Here is an 18,069-nt window from a genome sequence, read left to right on the forward strand (position 1 = left end):
TCAGTGTCCGTCTTCAACAAGCTCATGCGTGCAGGCGAAGGCAAGATCCTGCGCAAACTGCACCGCATCGCGGACCAGGTCAGCTCCATCGAAGAGGACTTCGTCAACCTCTCCGACGCCGAGCTGCGGGCGCTCACCGACGAGTACAAGGAACGGTACGCGGACGGCGAGAGCCTGGACGACCTGCTTCCCGAGGCATTCGCGACCGTCCGTGAGGCCGCCAAGCGGGTTCTCGGACAGCGCCACTACGACGTCCAGATGATGGGCGGCGCAGCCCTGCACCTCGGTTACGTGGCCGAGATGAAGACCGGCGAGGGCAAGACCCTCGTCGGCACCCTGCCCGCGTATCTCAACGCGCTCTCCGGCAAGGGCGTGCACCTGATCACGGTCAACGACTACCTGGCCGAGCGTGACTCGGAGATGATGGGCCGGGTCCACAAGTTCCTCGGACTGAGTGTCGGCTGCATCATCGCCAACATGACTCCGGCCCAGCGCCGCGAGCAGTACGGCTGCGACATCACGTACGGAACGAACAACGAGTTCGGTTTCGACTACCTCCGCGACAACATGGCCTGGGCGCAGGACGAGCTCGTCCAGCGCGGCCACAACTTCGCGATCGTCGACGAGGTCGACTCGATCCTGGTCGACGAGGCCCGTACGCCACTGATCATCTCCGGCCCCGCCGACCAGGCCACCAAGTGGTACGGCGACTTCGCCAAGCTGGTCACGCGCCTGGCCAAGGGCGAGGCGGGCAACCCGCTCAAGGGCATCGAGGAGACCGGCGACTACGAGGTCGACGAGAAGAAGCGGACCGTCGCGATCCACGAGCCCGGTGTGGCGAAGGTCGAGGACTGGCTCGGCATCGAGAACCTCTACGAGTCGGTGAACACCCCCCTCGTCGGGTACCTCAACAACGCGATCAAGGCCAAGGAACTCTTCAAGAAGGACAAGGACTACGTCGTCATCGACGGCGAAGTCATGATCGTCGACGAGCACACCGGCCGTATCCTCGCCGGCCGCCGCTACAACGAGGGCATGCACCAGGCGATCGAGGCGAAGGAAGGGGTGGACATCAAGGACGAGAACCAGACGCTCGCCACGATCACCCTGCAGAACTTCTTCCGCCTCTACGGCAAGCTCTCCGGCATGACCGGTACGGCGATGACCGAGGCCGCCGAGTTCCACCAGATCTACAAGCTCGGCGTGGTGCCGATCCCGACCAACCGGCCGATGGTCCGGGCCGACCAGTCGGACCTGATCTACCGCACCGAGGTCGCGAAGTTCGCCGCCGTCGTCGACGACATCGCGGAGAAGCACGAGAAGGGCCAGCCGATCCTGGTCGGCACCACCTCGGTCGAGAAGTCCGAGTACCTCTCGCAGCAGCTGTCGAAGCGCGGTGTGCAGCACGAGGTCCTCAACGCCAAGCAGCACGACCGGGAGGCGCCGATCATCGCGCAGGCCGGACGCAAGGGCGCGGTCACGGTCGCGACGAACATGGCGGGCCGCGGTACGGACATCAAGCTGGGCGGCAACCCCGACGACCTGGCCGAGGCGGACCTGCGCCAGCGCGGACTCGACCCGGTCGAGCACGTCGAGGAGTGGGCGGCCGCACTGCCCGCCGCGCTGGAGAAGGCCGAGCAGGCCGTGAAGGCCGAGCACGACGAGGTCAAGGACCTCGGCGGGCTGTACGTCCTCGGTACCGAGCGGCACGAGTCGCGCCGTATCGACAACCAGCTGCGTGGTCGTTCCGGCCGTCAGGGCGACCCGGGCGAGTCCCGCTTCTACCTGTCGCTGGGCGACGACCTGATGCGTCTGTTCAAGGCGCAGATGGTCGAGCGTGTGATGTCAATGGCCAACGTGCCGGACGACGTCCCGATCGAGAACAAGATGGTGACGCGGGCGATCGCGTCGGCGCAGTCGCAGGTCGAGCAGCAGAACTTCGAGACGCGTAAGAACGTCCTGAAGTACGACGAGGTGCTCAACCGGCAGCGCGAGGTCATCTACGGCGAGCGGCGCCGGGTCCTTGAGGGCGAGGACCTGCAGGACCAGATCCGCCACTTCATGGACGACACGATCGACGACTACATCCGCCAGGAGACGGCGGAGGGGTTCGCCGAGGAGTGGGACCTGGACCGGCTGTGGGGCGCGTTCAAGCAGCTCTACCCGGTGAAGGTCACGGTCGCCGAGCTGGAGGAGGCCGCCGGGGATCTCGCCGGAGTCACCGCCGAGTTCATCGCCGAGTCCGTCAAGGACGACATCCACGAGCAGTACGACGAGCGCGAGAAGACGCTCGGCTCCGACATCATGCGTGAGCTGGAGCGGCGCGTGGTGCTGTCCGTCCTGGACCGCAAGTGGCGTGAGCACCTCTACGAGATGGACTATCTCCAGGAGGGCATCGGCCTGCGGGCCATGGCGCAGAAGGACCCGCTGGTCGAGTACCAGCGCGAGGGCTTCGACATGTTCAACGCCATGATGGAGGGCATCAAGGAGGAGTCCGTCGGCTATCTGTTCAACCTGGAGGTCCAGGTCGAGCAGCAGGTCGAGGAGGTTCCTGTGCAGGACGCGGCGACGTCGCTGTCCAAGGAGGACGCCGTTCCGGCGGCGCGTCCGGAGATCCGGGCCAAGGGGCTCGACGCTCCGCAGCGTCCGGACCGGCTGCACTTCTCCGCTCCCACGGTGGACGGGGAGGGTGGCGTCGTCGAGGGCGACTTCTCCAACGGTGACGGTGGCTCCGCGGAGTCGGACGGGCTGACCCGGGCGGAGCGGCGCAAGGCGCAGAAGAGTGGTGGCGGTGGGCGTCGCCGCAAGAAGTAGCGTGCGCTGATTGTTCGCGGCCGGGGCCGGGCACCGTTGGGTGTCCGGCCCCGGCCGTTCGTGTGGGCGTGTGGGCGTTGGGGTGTGCGGGTGGGTGGGCGCCTGCGGCGGGCCTGTTCCCCTCCCCGCCCCTTCCCGTAACCGGGGGCTCCGCCCCCGGGCCCCCGCTCCTCAAACGCCGGAGGGGCTGGGAAGGGGCCTCAGGCCTCGGAAGGCTGGGGAAGGGCCAGGGAAGGCCGGGGAAGGTCGGGGAAGGGCCGCGGAGGGTCAGGGAGGGTCAGGGAGGGCCGGGGAGGGCCAGGGAAGGCCGGGGAAGGTCGGGGAAGGGCCGCGGAGGGTCAGGGAGGGCCGGGGAGGGCCAGGGAAGGCCGGGGAAGGTCGGGGAAGGGCCGCGGAGGGTCAGGGAAGGCCGGGGAGGGCCGGGGAGGGCCGGGGAGGTCGGGGAAGGGCCGCGGTGAGGTTGGGAAGGTCGTCGGAACGGTTGGGAGGGCCTCGGAGGGGCTGGAAAGGCCTCGGAGGGACTGGGTTGTTGGGTGGGTCAGGGGTGGCGTACCGGGGTGTTGCCCAGTTCCACCGCGGCGCAGCGCCAGCGGAGGTCGGGGCCCTGTTCCAGGCGGAAGGCCATGGCGCGGACCTGTTCTCCCGCCGCGATGCTCGCGCAGGCCTCCACGACGCCGGGGGCCGGCTGGGCGCCCCGGCACATGCGGATGACCGGGCGGGCGCCGCGGCTCCTGAGCGGGGTCGCGGGGGCCATCTCGGCGAGCTGGTCGTAGGCCTCGCCGATCGTGTGGCCGAGCATCCAGTGGACGGGGCGCTGGCCGCTGAGTACCGCCAGGAGGCGTTCGGCGAACCACTGGTGGGGGCGGATCCGCTGGGGAATCCGGCGGCGTTGTGAGGGTACGGCTTCGGGCCTGCGTGCGTCCTGCCGTCCGGCGGGCCGGGTCCTGTCACTGCTCATCTGTCGCCCCCGTGCTTCAGAGGCCCGGCTAGTACCGGGCGGTAACTTCTGCTGTGGATCTTCTACGGGCACGGCGGAGGCGGCCGCAAGCGTCGGTAGGCCGAGGGTGGCGTGCGCGGGATTCACCTATCCGGGTGGTGGGGGCGGCCCGGTGCGGGGGCCCGGGGCGGGGCGGGCAGGGTGAGGGGCGGTCGCCGGGTGGACGGGGCGGGGGCCGGACACGTAACCCCAAAGGGGTACGCCCCACGTATCCTGAGGGCGTTCCGACTACGAAAGCGGCCCCTGTCATGCGCGTGTACGTCCCCCTGACCCTCTCCGGGCTCGCAGCGGCGCACGGGGCCGGCGAAGTCGGCCCCGGCCCGTTGACCGCCTACGCGGTGACCCCCGCGCTGCGGGAGTGGTACGTCTCCGACGACATCGAGGAGCTGGAGTACGCGGCGCTCAACCGGGCCGCGTCCGCGTCGCTGCGGTTGATCGCGGGTGACCCCGGAGCCGCCCGCCGACGCGTCGTGGTCGCCGTCGACGTGCCGGACGGGGCCGCGGTGGCCGACCCGGACCACATCCTGGACGCCTCCTCGCTCGGTGAGGTCACCATCGCCTCCCCGGTCGCCCTGGCCGAGGCAGCCGCCGTGCACGTCGACTCGGACGAGGCCGACAAGGACGTCACCGCCGCCGCGGCCGCCCTGGGAGCGGCAGACCTCGGGGACGACGACGCCCAGTTCACCGTCGACGGCGCCGAGGACCACGAGCTGCTGTGGTTCGGCATTCAGGAGATCCCGAATCTGATCGGGTGAGCCGGGCCCGGGCATGCCCGGGTGAAGGGCTTGTTCGCCCGGTTGTCAGTGGCAGCGGGTATTTTTCTTCCATGGGGACGCACGGGAAGCACCGCACGCATCTGGTCTGGGACTGGAACGGCACTCTGCTCGACGACAACACCGCGGTCGTCGGCGCGACGAACGCCGCGTTCGTCGAGATCGGCCTGGCGCCGATCACCCTGGAGCAGTACCGGGAGATGTACTGCATCCCGATACCCCGCTTCTACGAGCGTCTGATGGGCAGGCTGCCCACGGACACCGAGTGGGAGCGGATGGACGGCGTCTTCCACCGTCACTACACCGAGCAGCGCGAGGCCTGCGGGCTGACGCAGGGGGCCGCAGAGCTGCTCGCGCAGTGGCAGCTGGCCGGCCGGAGCCAGTCCCTGCTGAGCATGTACGGGCACGAGCACCTGGTCCCCGTCGTGCGGGGGTACGGCATCGAGCAGCACTTCGTGCGCGTCGACGGGCGTACCGGGCCGTCCGGCGGTAGCAAGGCACAGCACATGCAGCGGCATTTCGCGGCGTTGGACGGGATATCCCCCGAGCACACGGTGGTCATCGGTGACGCCGTGGACGACGCGGTGGCAGCGGCCCATGTCGGAGCGAAGGCGGTGCTCTTCACCGGCGGTTCGCACAGCCGGACCAGCCTGGAGGCGGCAGGGGTGCCCGTCGTGGACACCCTGGCCGAGGCCGCGGCCCTCGCCCAGCAGCTGGGCGAGTAGCCGGCGGCCCGTGGGGGACGGGCTCAGGCGACCGGGGCCTCGGTGCGGAGCACGGTCAGGAACTCACGCATCCAGGCCGAGTGGTCCGGCCAGGCGCGGGACGAGACCAGCGTGCCGTCCACCACGACCTCGGTGTCCTCGAAGGCGGCACCGGCTGTCTCCATGTCCGGTTCCAGCGCGGGATAGGCCGTGACCCGCCGGTTCTTCAGCGCACCGGCCGCCGCCGTCATCAGCGGCCCGTGGCAGATCTGGGCCACCGGGCGGTCCGTGTCGAAGAACGCCGAGAGGATGGTGCGGAGGTCCGCGTCGTTGCGCAGGTACTCCGGCGCGCGCCCGCCCGGGACGACGAGGGCCACGTAGTCGTCCGGGTCGACCTCGGAGAAGGCCAGGTCGGCGGGCCAGGTGTAGCCGGGCTTCTCCGTGTAGGTGTCGAAGCCGGGCTCGAAGTCGTGGACCACGAAGCGGAGCGTCTTGCGGGAGGGAGCGGCGATGTGGACCTCGTAACCCTCCTCGCGCAGCCGCTGGTACGGGTAGAGGACTTCGAGAGACTCGGCGGCGTCGCCGGTGACGATCAGGATCTTCGGTGCCATGGCGGGGCTCCCCACGGTGCGTCGGCCTGTTCCGTTTACCGGTACCAGAGTGCGGCAGTCAGGGCCGATGCGCTGTCCAGAGTGTCAAAGTTCGGGGCCTGCTTTTGTACACATGCGGCTCGTGACGGTTACGGGGGCGGGCGAGATAGCCTGGACCCCGTGATCAGCGCGATACGCCTCGGGGGCAGCGAAGCCCCCGGCCCGAGCCCGGAGTGCCACAGCACCCGGGCCGCCACTGATCCCCTCAGCCCGGCCCGACTGCCAAAAATGGCCGATAAGGTCCCGGGCGTCTCTCATAGCGGCATAGCGTCGACGCAGACCGACCGTCACATGGGGGGTGGGAGAAGGAGCGGGGCTGGGTGCGTGCAGCTGCAAGGCGGAGGATTGAGGCATGGCGGAGCCATGGTGATTGACGACAACGCCGCAGATGCGCGTGCCCAGCCCCGCGACGCCGCCCTCCCATGTGACGGTCGGTCTCAGACCGGAAACCCCGTGTCGTGGCGGTACGTCGTCTTTTTCACCTACGTCACGCAACGGCGCGCGACAGGAGCCAGAGGACATGCAGACCAAGCTGGACGAAGCCAAGGCCGAGCTGCTCGCACGGGCTGCCCAGGTAGCTGACAACAGCCCGGGCGGTGGTGTCGGTGGCCCGGGCGGTAGCGCCCGGGTGCAGGTCGCGGCCACCGGGGCCGACGACAGCACCGGGGCCGGGCAGGAGCGTCTCCGTCAGGACGTACTGCTCGCCTATCTCCAGCGCTACTACCTCCACACCGCTCCGGAGGACATCGCCGGCCGGGACCCGGTCGATGTCTTCGGTGCCGCCTCCTCCCACTACCGCCTCGCCGAGAACCGTCCGCAGGGCAGGGCCAACGTCCGGGTGCACACCCCGACCGTCGAGGAGAACGGCTGGACCTGCAGCCACTCTGTCGTCGAGGTCGTCACCGACGACATGCCGTTCCTGGTCGACTCCGTCACCAACGAGCTGTCCCGCCAGGGCCGCGGCATCCATGTCGTGATCCACCCGCAGGTCATCGTCCGCCGTGATGTGACCGGCAAGCTGATCGAAGTCCTCACCGAGGGCGTCGGTATCTCGGCGGACCCCCAGGCCGGCCGCAAGAACGCCAAGGGGGCGAAGGACGCCAAGGCCGAGCTGCCGCACGACGCGCTCGTCGAGTCCTGGATCCACGTCGAGATCGACCGCGAGACCGACCGCGCCGACCTCAAGCAGATCCAGACCGACCTCCTGCGGGTCCTGTCCGACGTACGGGAGACCGTCGAGGACTGGGAGAAGATGCGGGACGCCGCGCTGCGCATCGCCGACGACCTCCCCGGCGAGCCGCTCGACGACCTCGCCGACGACGAGGTGAACGAGGCCAGGGAGCTGCTTCGCTGGCTCGCCGCCGACCACTTCACCTTCCTCGGCTACCGCGAGTACGAACTCACGGACAGCGACGCGCTGGCCGCCGTGCCCGGTACCGGCCTCGGCATCCTGCGCTCCGACCCGCACCACAGCGAGAACGAGGCGCACCCGGTCAGCCCCTCGTTCGACCGGCTGCCCGCCGACGCCCGGGCCAAGGCCCGCGAGCACAAGCTGCTCATCCTGACCAAGGCCAACAGCCGGGCGACCGTGCACCGGCCCAGCTACCTCGACTACGTCGGCGTGAAGAAGTTCGACGCCGACGGCAACGTCATCGGCGAGCGCCGCTTCCTCGGCCTGTTCTCGTCCGCCGCCTACACCGAGTCCGTGCGCCGGGTGCCCGTCATCCGCCGCAAGGTCGCCGAGGTGCTGGAGGGCGCGGGCTTCTCGTACAACAGCCACGACGGCCGCGACCTGCTGCAGATCCTGGAGACGTACCCGCGCGACGAGCTCTTCCAGACGCCGCCCGACCAGCTGCGTTCCGTCGTCACCTCGGTGCTCTACCTCCAGGAGCGGCGCCGGCTCCGGCTCTACCTGCGCCAGGACGAGTACGGGCGCTACTACTCCGCGATCGTCTACCTGCCGCGCGACCGCTACACCACCGGTGTGCGGCTGCGGCTGATCGACATCCTCAAGGAGGAGCTGAACGGCACCAGCGTCGACTTCACCGCCTGGAACACCGAGTCGATCCTTTCCCGGCTGCACTTCGTCGTCCGGGTGGCCCCGGGCAGCGAACTGCCCAGCCTCACCGACGCCGAGGCCGACCGTATCGAGGCCCGCCTCGTCGAGGCCGCCCGCTCCTGGGCCGACGGCTTCCAGGAAGCGCTGGGCGCCGAGTGCGGTGAGGAACGCGCCGCGGAACTGCTGCGTCACTACGGGCACTCGTTCCCCGAGGGCTACAAGGCCGATCACTCGCCGCGCTCCGCCGTGGCCGACCTGGTCAACCTCGAAGCGCTCAAGCAGGACGGGAAGGACTTCGCCCTCAGCCTGTACGAGCCGGTCGGCGCCGTCCCTGGCGAGCGCCGGTTCAAGATCTACCGGACGGGTGAGCAGGTCTCCCTGTCCGCCGTCCTCCCGGCGCTCCAGCGGCTCGGTGTCGAGGTCGTCGACGAGCGTCCGTACGAGCTGCGCTGCGCCGACCGTACGCACGCCTGGATCTACGACTTCGGGCTGCGGATGCCGCAGGCCACGTCCAACGGCGGCTACCTGGCCGACGACGCCCGCGAACGGTTCCAGGAGGCCTTCGCCGCCGTATGGACCGGCGAGGCGGAGAACGACGGCTTCAACGCGCTGGTGCTGAGCGCCGGGCTGAACTGGCGGCAGGCGATGGTGCTGCGCGCCTACGCCAAGTACCTGCGCCAGGCCGGATCCACGTTCAGCCAGGACTACATGGAGAGCACTCTCCAGAACAACGTCCACACCACCCGGCTGCTGGTCTCGCTCTTCGAGGCCCGGATGTCGCCGGAGCGTCAGAGTGCCGGTACGGAGCTGACCGACGGGCTCCTCGAAGAGCTCGACGGGGCCCTGGACCAGGTCGCCTCGCTCGACGAGGACCGAATCCTGCGGTCCTTCCTCACGGTCATCAAGGCCACCCTGCGCACCAACTTCTTCCAGAAGGCGGACGACGGCAAGCCGCACGGCTACGTGTCGATGAAGTTCGACCCGCAGTCGATCCCGGACCTGCCGGCGCCCCGCCCGGCGTTCGAGATCTGGGTCTACTCGCCGAGCGTCGAGGGCGTCCACCTGCGCTTCGGCAAGGTCGCCCGCGGTGGACTGCGCTGGTCCGACCGGCGTGAGGACTTCCGTACGGAGATCCTCGGCCTGGTCAAGGCGCAGATGGTGAAGAACACCGTCATCGTGCCGGTCGGCGCCAAGGGCGGCTTCGTCGCCAAGCAGCTGCCCGACCCGGCCGTCGACCGTGACGCCTGGCTGGCCGAGGGCATCGCCTCGTACCGCACCTTCATCTCGGCGCTGCTCGACATCACCGACAACATGGTGACCGGCGAGGTCGTGCCGCCCAAGGACGTCGTCCGGCACGACGAGGACGACACCTACCTCGTCGTCGCCGCCGACAAGGGCACCGCGAAGTTCTCCGACATCGCCAACGAGGTCGCCGTCGCGTACGGCTTCTGGCTCGGTGACGCGTTCGCCTCAGGCGGTTCGGCCGGTTACGACCACAAGGGCATGGGCATCACGGCCCGCGGCGCCTGGGAGTCCGTCAAGCGGCACTTCCGGGAGCTCGGCCACGACACGCAGACCGAGGACTTCACCGTCGTCGGCGTCGGCGACATGTCGGGCGACGTGTTCGGCAACGGGATGCTGCTCTCCGAGCACATCCGGCTCGTCGCGGCCTTCGACCACCGGCACATCTTCATCGACCCGAAGCCGGACGCCGCGACCTCGTACGCCGAGCGGCGCCGCCTCTTCGACCTGCCGCGCAGCTCCTGGGCCGACTACAACAAGGAGCTGATCTCCGCGGGCGGCGGCATCCACCCGCGCAGCGCCAAGTCCATTCCGGTCAACGCCCACATGCGCGAGACGCTCGGCATCGAGGCCGGGGTCGCCAAGATGACGCCCGCCGACCTGATGCAGGCCATCCTCAAGGCCCCCGTCGACCTGGCCTGGAACGGCGGCATCGGTACGTACATCAAGTCCTCCGCCGAGTCGAACGCGGACGTCGGTGACAAGGCCAACGACGCGATCCGCGTCAACGGCGAGGACCTGCGGGCCAAGGTCGTCGGCGAGGGCGGCAACCTCGGCGCCACCCAGCTCGGCCGCATCGAGTTCGCCCGTACCGGCGGCCGGATCAACACCGACGCGATCGACAACAGCGCCGGTGTGGACACCTCCGACCACGAGGTGAACATCAAGATCCTGCTCAACGGCCTGGTGCGGGACGGCGACATGACGGTCAAGCAGCGCAACAAGCTGCTCGCCGAGATGACCGACGAGATCGGCCACCTGGTGCTGCGCAACAACTACGCGCAGAACACCGCCCTCGCCAACTCGGCCGCCCAGGCGTCCTCCCTGCTCCACGCCCAACAGCGCTTCATGCGCCGGCTGGGCCGCGACGGGCACCTGGACCGTGCCCTGGAGTTCCTGCCGGCCGACCGGCAGATCCGTGAACTGCTGAACGCCGGCAAGGGGCTCAGCCAGCCCGAGCTGGCCGTGCTGCTCGCCTACACGAAGATCACGGCGGCGCAGGAACTGATCGGGACGAACCTGCCGGACGACCCGCATCTGCAGAAGCTGTTGCACGCCTACTTCCCGCAGCAGCTGCGCGAGCGCTACCCGGACGCGGTCGACGGACACGCGCTGCGGCGCGAGATCATCACCACGGTCCTGGTGAACGACACGGTGAACAGCGGCGGTTCGACGTTCCTGCACCGGCTGCGGGAAGAGACCGGCGCCTCGATCGCGGAGATCGTGCGGGCCCAGTTCGCGGCCCGGGAGATCTTCGGTCTCGGCGAGGTGTGGGACGCCGTCGAGGCGCTCGACAACAAGGTCGCCGCCGATGTGCAGACCCGGATCCGGCTGCATTCGCGCCGGCTCGTCGAGCGCGGTACTCGCTGGCTGCTCGGCAACCGGCCGCAGCCGCTGGAGATCGCCGACACGATCGACTTCTTCCGTGACGGTGTCGCGCAGGTCTGGGCCGAGCTGCCCAAGATGCTGATGGGCGCCGACCAGGAGTGGTACCAGGGAATCCTGGACGAGCTCACCGAGGCGGGTGTCCCGGACGCACTGGCGCAGCGCGTCGCCGGATTCTCGTCGGCCTTCCCGGCGCTCGACATCGTGGCGATCGCCGACCGCACGGACAAGGACCCGCTGTCCGTCGCCGAGGTGTACTACGACCTCGCGGACCGGCTGGGCATCACCCAGCTGATGGACCGGATCATCGAGCTGCCGCGGGCCGACCGCTGGCAGTCGATGGCCCGAGCCTCCATCCGCGAGGACCTGTACGCGGCGCACGCCGCGCTCACGGGCGACGTGCTGAGCGTGGGCAACGGGGCCTCCTCGCCGCAGGAGCGGTTCGAGGCGTGGGAGGAGAAGAACGCGGCGATCCTGTCGCGGTCGCGGTCCACGCTGGAGGAGATCCAGGGGTCGGACGCGTTCGATCTGGCGAACCTGTCGGTGGCGATGCGGACGATGCGGACGTTGTTGCGTACGCACGCGTAGGCGGTGGCCGGGGGAGGCGGTTGCCGGGTGCGTCCCGGTGGCCGCCTCGCCCTCAATCGCCGGGCGGGCTTGGTGTGCCGGGTCCGGCCGGAGATGGTGCGGCCCGTCCGGCGCGGGGCCTTGTCCTCAATCTCCCCCATAGCCCTAAAGGCATGGAGGACCCCCTCGACGGGCTTGGTTTTGCCGGGCGTGGGCTCGGAGCGCCGGGCGGGGTTGGTGGGCTGGAAGTGCCGGCGGGGTTGGTGGGCTGGAAGTGCCGGCGGGGTTGGTGGGCTTGGAGTGGTGGGGTTACTTCTTGCCGGTGAAGCGTTCGTACGCCGCGACGACCTCCTGCGCGGGGCCGTCCATGCGTAGGGTTCCCGCCTCCAGCCAGAGGGCCCGGTCGCAGCTTTCGGTGATCGACTTGTTGTGGTGGCTGACCAGGAAGACCGTGCCGGCCTGCTCGCGCAGTTGAATGATCCGTTCCTTGCTGCGCCGCTGGAACCGGGCGTCGCCCGTGGAGAGCGCCTCGTCGATCAGCAGCACGTCGTGGTCCTTGGCGGCGGCGATGGAGAAGCGCAGCCGGGCGCCCATGCCGGAGGAGTACGTGCGCATCGGCAGGGTGATGAAGTCGCCCTTCTCGTTGATGCCGGAGAAGTCGACGATGTCGTCGTAGCGCGCCCGGACCTCGGCGCGGCTCATGCCCATCGCGAGCCCGCCGAGCACGACGTTGCGCTCGCCGGTCAGGTCGCTCATCAGCGCCGCGTTCACCCCGAGCAGCGAGGGCTGGCCCTGGGTGTGGACGCGGCCCTTTGTGGCGGGCAGCAGCCCGGCGATCGCCTTGAGCAGGGTCGACTTTCCCGAGCCGTTGGAGCCGATCAGGCCGATCGCCTCGCCCTTGTACGCGGCGAAGCTGACCCCCTTCACGGCGTGTACCTCGCGCACCCCCGGTGTCTGCCGGCGCGAGGCGATCCGGCTCAGGGCCGAGGTGGCGCTGCCCTTCCCGGTGCGGGCGCCGTTGACCTTGTACGTGATGTGGACGTCGTCGACGACGACCGTCGGTACTGCCGAATCCGTGCTGTCAGCCACGTCCGTAACTCTCCTCGGCCTGCCAGAAGTAGAGGAACCCGCCCACGCCGCACACCAGCGCCCAGCCGGTGGCGACGGCCCACACGTGCGGGGGAAGCTGCGCGCTGTGGAAGCTGTCGATGAGGGCGAATCGCATCAGGTCGATGTAGACGGCTGCCGGATTGATCTCCAGCGCCAGCTTCGCCAGATACGGGACCCGGTCGCCCGCCAGGGTCGAGTCGAGGCTCCACATGACGCCCGACGCGTACATCCAGGTGCGCAGGATGAAGGGCATCAGCTGGGCGATGTCCGGGGTCCGGGCGGCCAGCCGGGCGAAGACCATCGAGACGCCGGTGTTGAACAGCGCCTGCAACGCCAGGGCCGGCACCGCCAGCAGCCAGGAGACGTGCGGGTACTGGCCGAACGCCAGCATGATCAGCACCAGGGCGCCCAGGGAGAAGAGCAGCTGCTGGAGCTGTTGCAGGGCCAGCGCGATCGGCAGCGAGGCCCTGGGGAAGTGCAGGGCCCGTACGAGGCCGATGTTGCCGCTGATCGCCCGGGTGCCCGCGGTGATCGAGTTGCTGGTGAAGGTCCAGATGAAGACGCCGGTGACCAGGAACGGGACGAAGTCGCTGACGCCCTGCTTCGTCTGCATCAGGACGCCGAAGATGAAGTAGTAGACCGTCGCGTTGAGCAGCGGGGTCATGAGCTGCCAGATCTGGCCCAGCTTCGCCTGGCTGTACTGGGCGGTGAGCTTGGCGGTGGCGAACGCGGTGATGAAGTGCCGCCGCCCCCACAGCTGCCGTACGTACACCGGCAGCGTCGGACGGGCTCCGCTCACGGTCAGTCCGTGGCGCGCGGCGAGGGCGGCGAGCTTGCCCGGGGCGTGGACGTGAGGGGCGGAGGGCGGGGAGACGGACGGCGGTGGGGCGTCCGTCGGGGCCGGGGCTGTTGTCTGGCTCACCACGATCGCTTTCGAGGGAAGGCGGGCAGGGCGGGAAGGGAAGTGCTCTCGAAGTGCTCTTCGCAACGATGGAACGGGGCCGTATCGTCGCAACGCCGAGGGTAGGACGCGTGACGTCGCTACGCAACCGTTTCGTCGTCGCGGACTATGATTCGGCCATGACCACCGACCCGGGAAGCCGCCGCCGTGCCCCCGCCGGAGCCGCCGTGCTCCGCGAGGACGTGACCGATGCGATCCGCAGTGCGGTCTTCGAGGAGCTCGCCGCGGTCGGTTTCGCCCGGATGTCCATCGAGGGCATCGCGCGGCGGGCCGGCGTCGGGAAGACCGCGGTCTACCGCCGTTGGAAGTCCAAACTGCACCTGGTCCTGGACCTGGTCTCCGCCGTCGCGGCGCAGGGCATGCCGGCCCCGGCCACCGGCTCGCTGTACGGGGATGTCCGCGCCGTGCTCGAACTGGCCGCGTACGCCCTGCGCCATCCGCTCGCCTCGCAGGTCATCCCGGACCTGCTCGTCGAGGCGGCCCGCAGTCCGGAGATCTCCGACACCATCAAGGCCGCACTGCTCGACCCGCAGCAGGGCATCGCCGCCGTGGTCGTGCGGGAAGCCGTCGCGCGGGGGGAACTTCCGCCGGACAGCGACCCGGACCGCGCCCTCGACCTGATCGTCGGGCCCCTCTACTGGCGGCTCGCCGTCGTCAGGGGCGAGCTGCCCGCGGGCTATCTGGACGACCTGGCGGCCTCGGCCGTGGCCGCCCTCACCCGCTGACCGGGGGGCGGGGCACCGGCGCCGGCGAGCGGCGTCAGCACGGTGATCGCGACATCACTCGTTGGGGACCGTAACCGGTGACCCCCGGCCGTTCACGGGGTTGAGCCGTACGGATAGCCAGGCCCCCGATGAACGGACGTGCTCACCATGCCGCCACGGCTCAGTGTCGTTGTCCCCGTCTACAACGTGGAACCCTTCCTGACGGACTGCCTGAAGTCCCTCGCGGAGCAGACCGTCACCGACCTCGAAGTGGTGATGGTCGACGACGGGTCCACCGACGGCAGCGCGGCCCTGGCCGCCGGGTTCGCCGCCGAGGACGACCGCTTCCGGCTGGTCAGCCAGAAGAACGGCGGCCTGGGCCACGCCCGCAACACCGGCGTCCGCAACTGCGCCCCGGAGAGCCGGTACCTCGCCTTCGTCGACAGCGACGACGTCGTCCCGCCACGCGCGTACGAACTGCTGGTCGGCTCGCTGGAGGAGACCGGCTCGGACCTGGCGTCCGGCAACGTGCTGCGGCTGCGTACCGACGGCAGGCTCCAGCAGTCGCCCATGTTCAAGGTGCCCATGGCGACCACCCGGCAGCGCACCCACATCTCCCGCGACCGGGAGCTCACCGGCGACCGGATCGCCTGCAACAAGGTCTTCCGCCGCTCCTTCTGGGACGAGCACGCGTTCGCCTTCCCCGTCGGCGCGCTCTACGAGGACATCCCGGTCGTGCTGCCCGCCCACTTCCTGGCCGGCTCCGTCGACATCGTGAAGGACCCCGTCTACCACTGGCGGGACCGCCCCGGCTCGATCACCGCCGGGCGGGCGGTCGTCCGCGGCATCTGCGACCGGGTCGCGCACGTGCAGGAGGTCTGCGCGTTCCTGACGGAGAACCGTACGGCCGCCGACCGGAACCACTACGAGGCGCACGCCCTCGCCAACGACCTCCGGTACTTCCTGGAGGTCCTGCCCGACGGCGACGACGAGTACCGCGCCGCCTTCCTGACGCACACCAACGCGTTCATCGACCAGGTCGACCCGGCGGTGCTCGACGGGCTCCCGCTGCGGCTGCGGCTGATGTGGCACCTGGTGCGCGAGCGCCGCACGGAGGAACTGCTGGCCCTGATCGCCTTCGACAAGCGCGAGCCCGGCGCCTTCGCCGTACGCGGACTGCGCCGCCGGCGGGCCGCGTACCCACCACTGACCCGGCCGGTGCCGGACCGGGTGCTGCGCGTCGGAGACAGCGATCTGCCGCTCGTCGGCCGGCTCCGGGAGGTCCGCTGGCAGGACGGCAAGCTGCACCTGAAGGGGTACGCGTACATCCGCAACCTGCCCGCAGGCCACGGCCCCTCCGAATTCCGGGCCGGCTGGCTGCGGGCGGGCGGGCGGCAGGTCATCCCGCTGCGGCTGCGCAGGACCGGCGAGCCGGAGGCCACCGCACGCTCCCGGCAGAGCCTGCACGACTACGACCGGTCCGGCTTCGAGGCGGTCCTCGATCCTGCCCGGCTCCGCATCCCCGCCGACGGGCCGGCCGACCGCGTCACCTGGCGCCTGGAGCTCGGCGTCGCGAGAAAGGGGCTGCTGCGCCGCTCCGTACCCACCACCGCGGAGGCCCCCGTGGCGCCGCCCGTCCACCGGCCCGACGGCGACCACCGGATCGTGCCGGTCTTCGACGCCGACCGGCTGGTCCTGCACGCCGAGCGGATCGACGCACGCTTCGAGACGCATCGCGCGGGCGGGACGGGCGACGGGGCGGCCGAGGGGACGGCCACCGTCGTCGTCGACGGCATGCTCCGGAACCGGCTCGGTGGCCGGGACCTGCGGCTGAGCCTCACCCACCGCCCCTCCGGCGCCACCCTCGAATGCCCGGTGACGGTGCAGGAGGACGCCGCGCACTCGGCGACGGGCTGGCGGCGCTTCACGGCCGCGATCCCGCTCACCGCGCTCCCGGGCGCCCGGCCGGAGTCCGCCCAGGAGCGGTCGGGCATCCCGTACAGCGTGCATCTCATCGGCCCCGGCGGCCGTCGCACCCCCATCGACGTCCCGGGGCCCGTCCCGCCCGGCCGCTACCCGCTGGCGCCGGTCGGTGACGAGCCCCGCGAACTGGGCCTCACCGTGAGCGCGCGCGGCAATCTGCTGATCAGCGACCGCCCCGTCCAGCCCGCCGTCGAACTGGCCGCCTGGACGCAGACGGGGAAGCTCCTCCTGGAGGGCACCTTCCCGGACGGCCCCGGGCGCCCGCTCGAGCTGGTGGCCCGGCACAGCGGCCATCACGAGGAGGCGGTCTTCCCCGTCACGTTCACGGGACCGCACGACGAGCGACGGTTCACGGCCGAGCTGCGGCCGGACGCCGTCGAGATGTGTGGCGACGGCGAACTGCCGCTGGGGGAGGGCAACTGGTACTTCTTCCTCCGCGAGAAGGGCGCCACCGACGAGAGCCGCGACATCGCGCTGCGCCTCCCGGCCGCCGTCCACCACACCCTGCCCGCGGCCCGCACCCTGGCAGGCCGCGCGTACGCCGTCGAGCGGCGCTTCCACGACCAGCTGCTGCTGAGCTGCGCACCCCCGCTCGACGCGGCCGAGCGCGGGGTCCGCGCCCGGCGGCTGCTCAGCGGGGCCTACACGGCACAGCGCACCGCGCTGCTGCGCGAGACCGTGCTGTTCAGCAGCTTCGACGGCCGCCAGTACTCGGACTCGCCGCGCGCCGTCCACGAGGAGCTGACCCGGCGGGGGAACGGCCCGGAGCAGCTGTGGGTCGTACGCGACCGGCAGGCGCGCATCCCGGCCGGGGCCATCGCCGTGGAGCACGGTTCGGCCGCCTGGCACGAGGCGCTGGCCCGCAGCCGGCACATCGTCACCAACACCCAGCTGCCCGAGTGGTTCGAACGGCGCGAGGGGCAGACCGTCGTCCAGACCTGGCACGGAACCCCCCTCAAGCGCATCGGGCTGGACCTCGCCGGGACCGCCCAGGCGAACCGCGCCTACATCGACACCCTCGAACAGCGCGCCCGCCAGTGGAGCTTCCTGGTCTCCCCGAACACGTACTCCACCCCCGTGCTGCGCCGCTCCTTCGGCTTCGAGGGCGAGGTCCTGGAGTGCGGCTATCCGCGCAACGACCTCTTCCACGCGCCGGAACGGGACAAGGTCGCGGCCGCGGTGCGCGAGAGCCTCCGCATCCCCGACGGCAAGCGGGTCGTCCTCTACGCACCGACCTGGCGCGAGGACCAGCCGAGGAACCGCGGCCGCTACACCATGGACCTGCGGCTCGACCTCGCCGCCGCCGAGCGCGAACTGGGCGCGGACACCGTCCTGCTGGTGCGCCGTCACTACCTGGTGACCGACCGGCTCCCGGACAGCGGCACGGGATTCGTCCGCGATGTCTCGCGCTACCCGGAGGCCGGTGAGCTGATGCTGATCAGCGACGCGCTGGTGACCGACTACTCCTCGATGATGTTCGACTTCGCGCAGACCGGCCGGCCGATGCTCTTCCACACCTACGACCTCGAGCACTACCGCGACACACTGCGCGGTTTCGCCTTCGACTTCGAGTCGCGGGCGCCCGGCCCGCTGATCCCGGAGTCCGGGGACCTCATCGAGGCGCTGCGGGACCCGGTCCGCGCGACGGCGGGACACGCGGGGGCGTACGAGGCGTTCCGGCGGGATTTCTGCGACCTGGACGACGGCCGGGCGGCCGCCCGGGTGGTCGACCGGATGCTGTAGTCCGTACCCCTGTGCCACCGAGCCCCCGGACGGGCGGGGATGCGGGGTGAACTGCGGGGTGACGTGGTGGTGAACGTGCATTGACGCACGGACTGTC

General features: G+C 70.3%; 10 protein-coding genes. 6 read left to right on the plus strand and 4 right to left on the minus strand.

Features of this window, described 5'->3' with window-relative positions:
* The first annotated feature begins 3 nt into the window (after positions 1 to 3).
* Positions 4 to 2,814 (plus strand): preprotein translocase subunit SecA, encoded by a 2,811-nt coding sequence (secA, locus tag ACIBJG_RS19985; RefSeq protein WP_399308920.1) that lies wholly within the window; start codon positions 4 to 6, stop codon positions 2,812 to 2,814.
* A 538-nt stretch (positions 2,815 to 3,352) separates the two neighbouring features.
* Here secA and ACIBJG_RS19990 read toward each other — a convergent pair.
* Entirely contained in the window at positions 3,353 to 3,772 is a 420-nt protein-coding gene (locus ACIBJG_RS19990; RefSeq protein WP_399308922.1) for an Rv3235 family protein, read from the minus strand.
* Between the two features lie 287 nt (positions 3,773 to 4,059).
* Between ACIBJG_RS19990 and ACIBJG_RS19995 the strand changes: the two genes are divergently transcribed.
* A complete protein-coding gene (locus tag ACIBJG_RS19995) occupies positions 4,060 to 4,566 on the plus strand; it encodes a DUF6912 family protein (RefSeq protein ID WP_399308924.1) in 507 nt (168 codons plus the stop codon).
* A gap of 71 nt (positions 4,567 to 4,637) precedes the next feature.
* On the plus strand, positions 4,638 to 5,309 hold the full coding sequence (locus tag ACIBJG_RS20000) for an HAD family hydrolase (protein WP_399308926.1): 672 nt from the start codon (positions 4,638 to 4,640) through the stop codon (positions 5,307 to 5,309).
* 23 nt (positions 5,310 to 5,332) lie between these two features.
* Here ACIBJG_RS20000 and ACIBJG_RS20005 read toward each other — a convergent pair whose 3' ends face one another.
* Positions 5,333 to 5,899, minus strand: a complete 567-nt coding sequence (locus tag ACIBJG_RS20005) for a DJ-1/PfpI family protein (RefSeq protein WP_399308928.1) — start codon at positions 5,897 to 5,899, stop codon at positions 5,333 to 5,335.
* Positions 5,900 to 6,458: 559 nt separating this feature from the next.
* Here ACIBJG_RS20005 and ACIBJG_RS20010 point away from each other — a divergent pair.
* Positions 6,459 to 11,492, plus strand: coding sequence for an NAD-glutamate dehydrogenase (locus ACIBJG_RS20010; RefSeq protein WP_399308930.1), 5,034 nt, complete (start codon positions 6,459 to 6,461; stop codon positions 11,490 to 11,492).
* Positions 11,493 to 11,780: 288 nt separating this feature from the next.
* On the opposite strand, the gene ACIBJG_RS20015 is transcribed toward ACIBJG_RS20010, so the two are convergent.
* Together ACIBJG_RS20015 and ACIBJG_RS20020 are read right to left on the minus strand one after the other, a co-directional pair.
* Complete coding sequence (locus tag ACIBJG_RS20015) at positions 11,781 to 12,560, minus strand: ABC transporter ATP-binding protein (protein WP_399308931.1); 780 nt, start codon at positions 12,558 to 12,560, stop codon at positions 11,781 to 11,783.
* Complete coding sequence (locus tag ACIBJG_RS20020) at positions 12,553 to 13,506, minus strand: ABC transporter permease (RefSeq protein WP_399308933.1); 954 nt, start codon at positions 13,504 to 13,506, stop codon at positions 12,553 to 12,555. The genes ACIBJG_RS20015 and ACIBJG_RS20020 overlap by 8 nt, the downstream gene beginning before the upstream one ends.
* 155 nt (positions 13,507 to 13,661) lie before the next feature.
* Between ACIBJG_RS20020 and ACIBJG_RS20025 the strand changes: the two genes are divergently transcribed.
* Both ACIBJG_RS20025 and ACIBJG_RS20030 read left to right on the plus strand, forming a co-directional pair.
* Positions 13,662 to 14,267: a TetR/AcrR family transcriptional regulator gene (locus ACIBJG_RS20025; protein ID WP_399308935.1), complete on the plus strand. Its 606-nt coding sequence runs from the start codon at positions 13,662 to 13,664 to the stop codon at positions 14,265 to 14,267.
* 147 nt (positions 14,268 to 14,414) lie between these two features.
* Positions 14,415 to 17,972 (plus strand): CDP-glycerol glycerophosphotransferase family protein, encoded by a 3,558-nt coding sequence (locus tag ACIBJG_RS20030; protein ID WP_399308937.1) that lies wholly within the window; start codon positions 14,415 to 14,417, stop codon positions 17,970 to 17,972.
* Positions 17,973 to 18,069 lie beyond the last annotated feature (97 nt).

The sequence above is a fragment of the Streptomyces sp. NPDC050422 genome (assembly GCF_044458665.1).
In the GTDB taxonomy this organism is placed as follows: domain Bacteria; phylum Actinomycetota; class Actinomycetes; order Streptomycetales; family Streptomycetaceae; genus Streptomyces.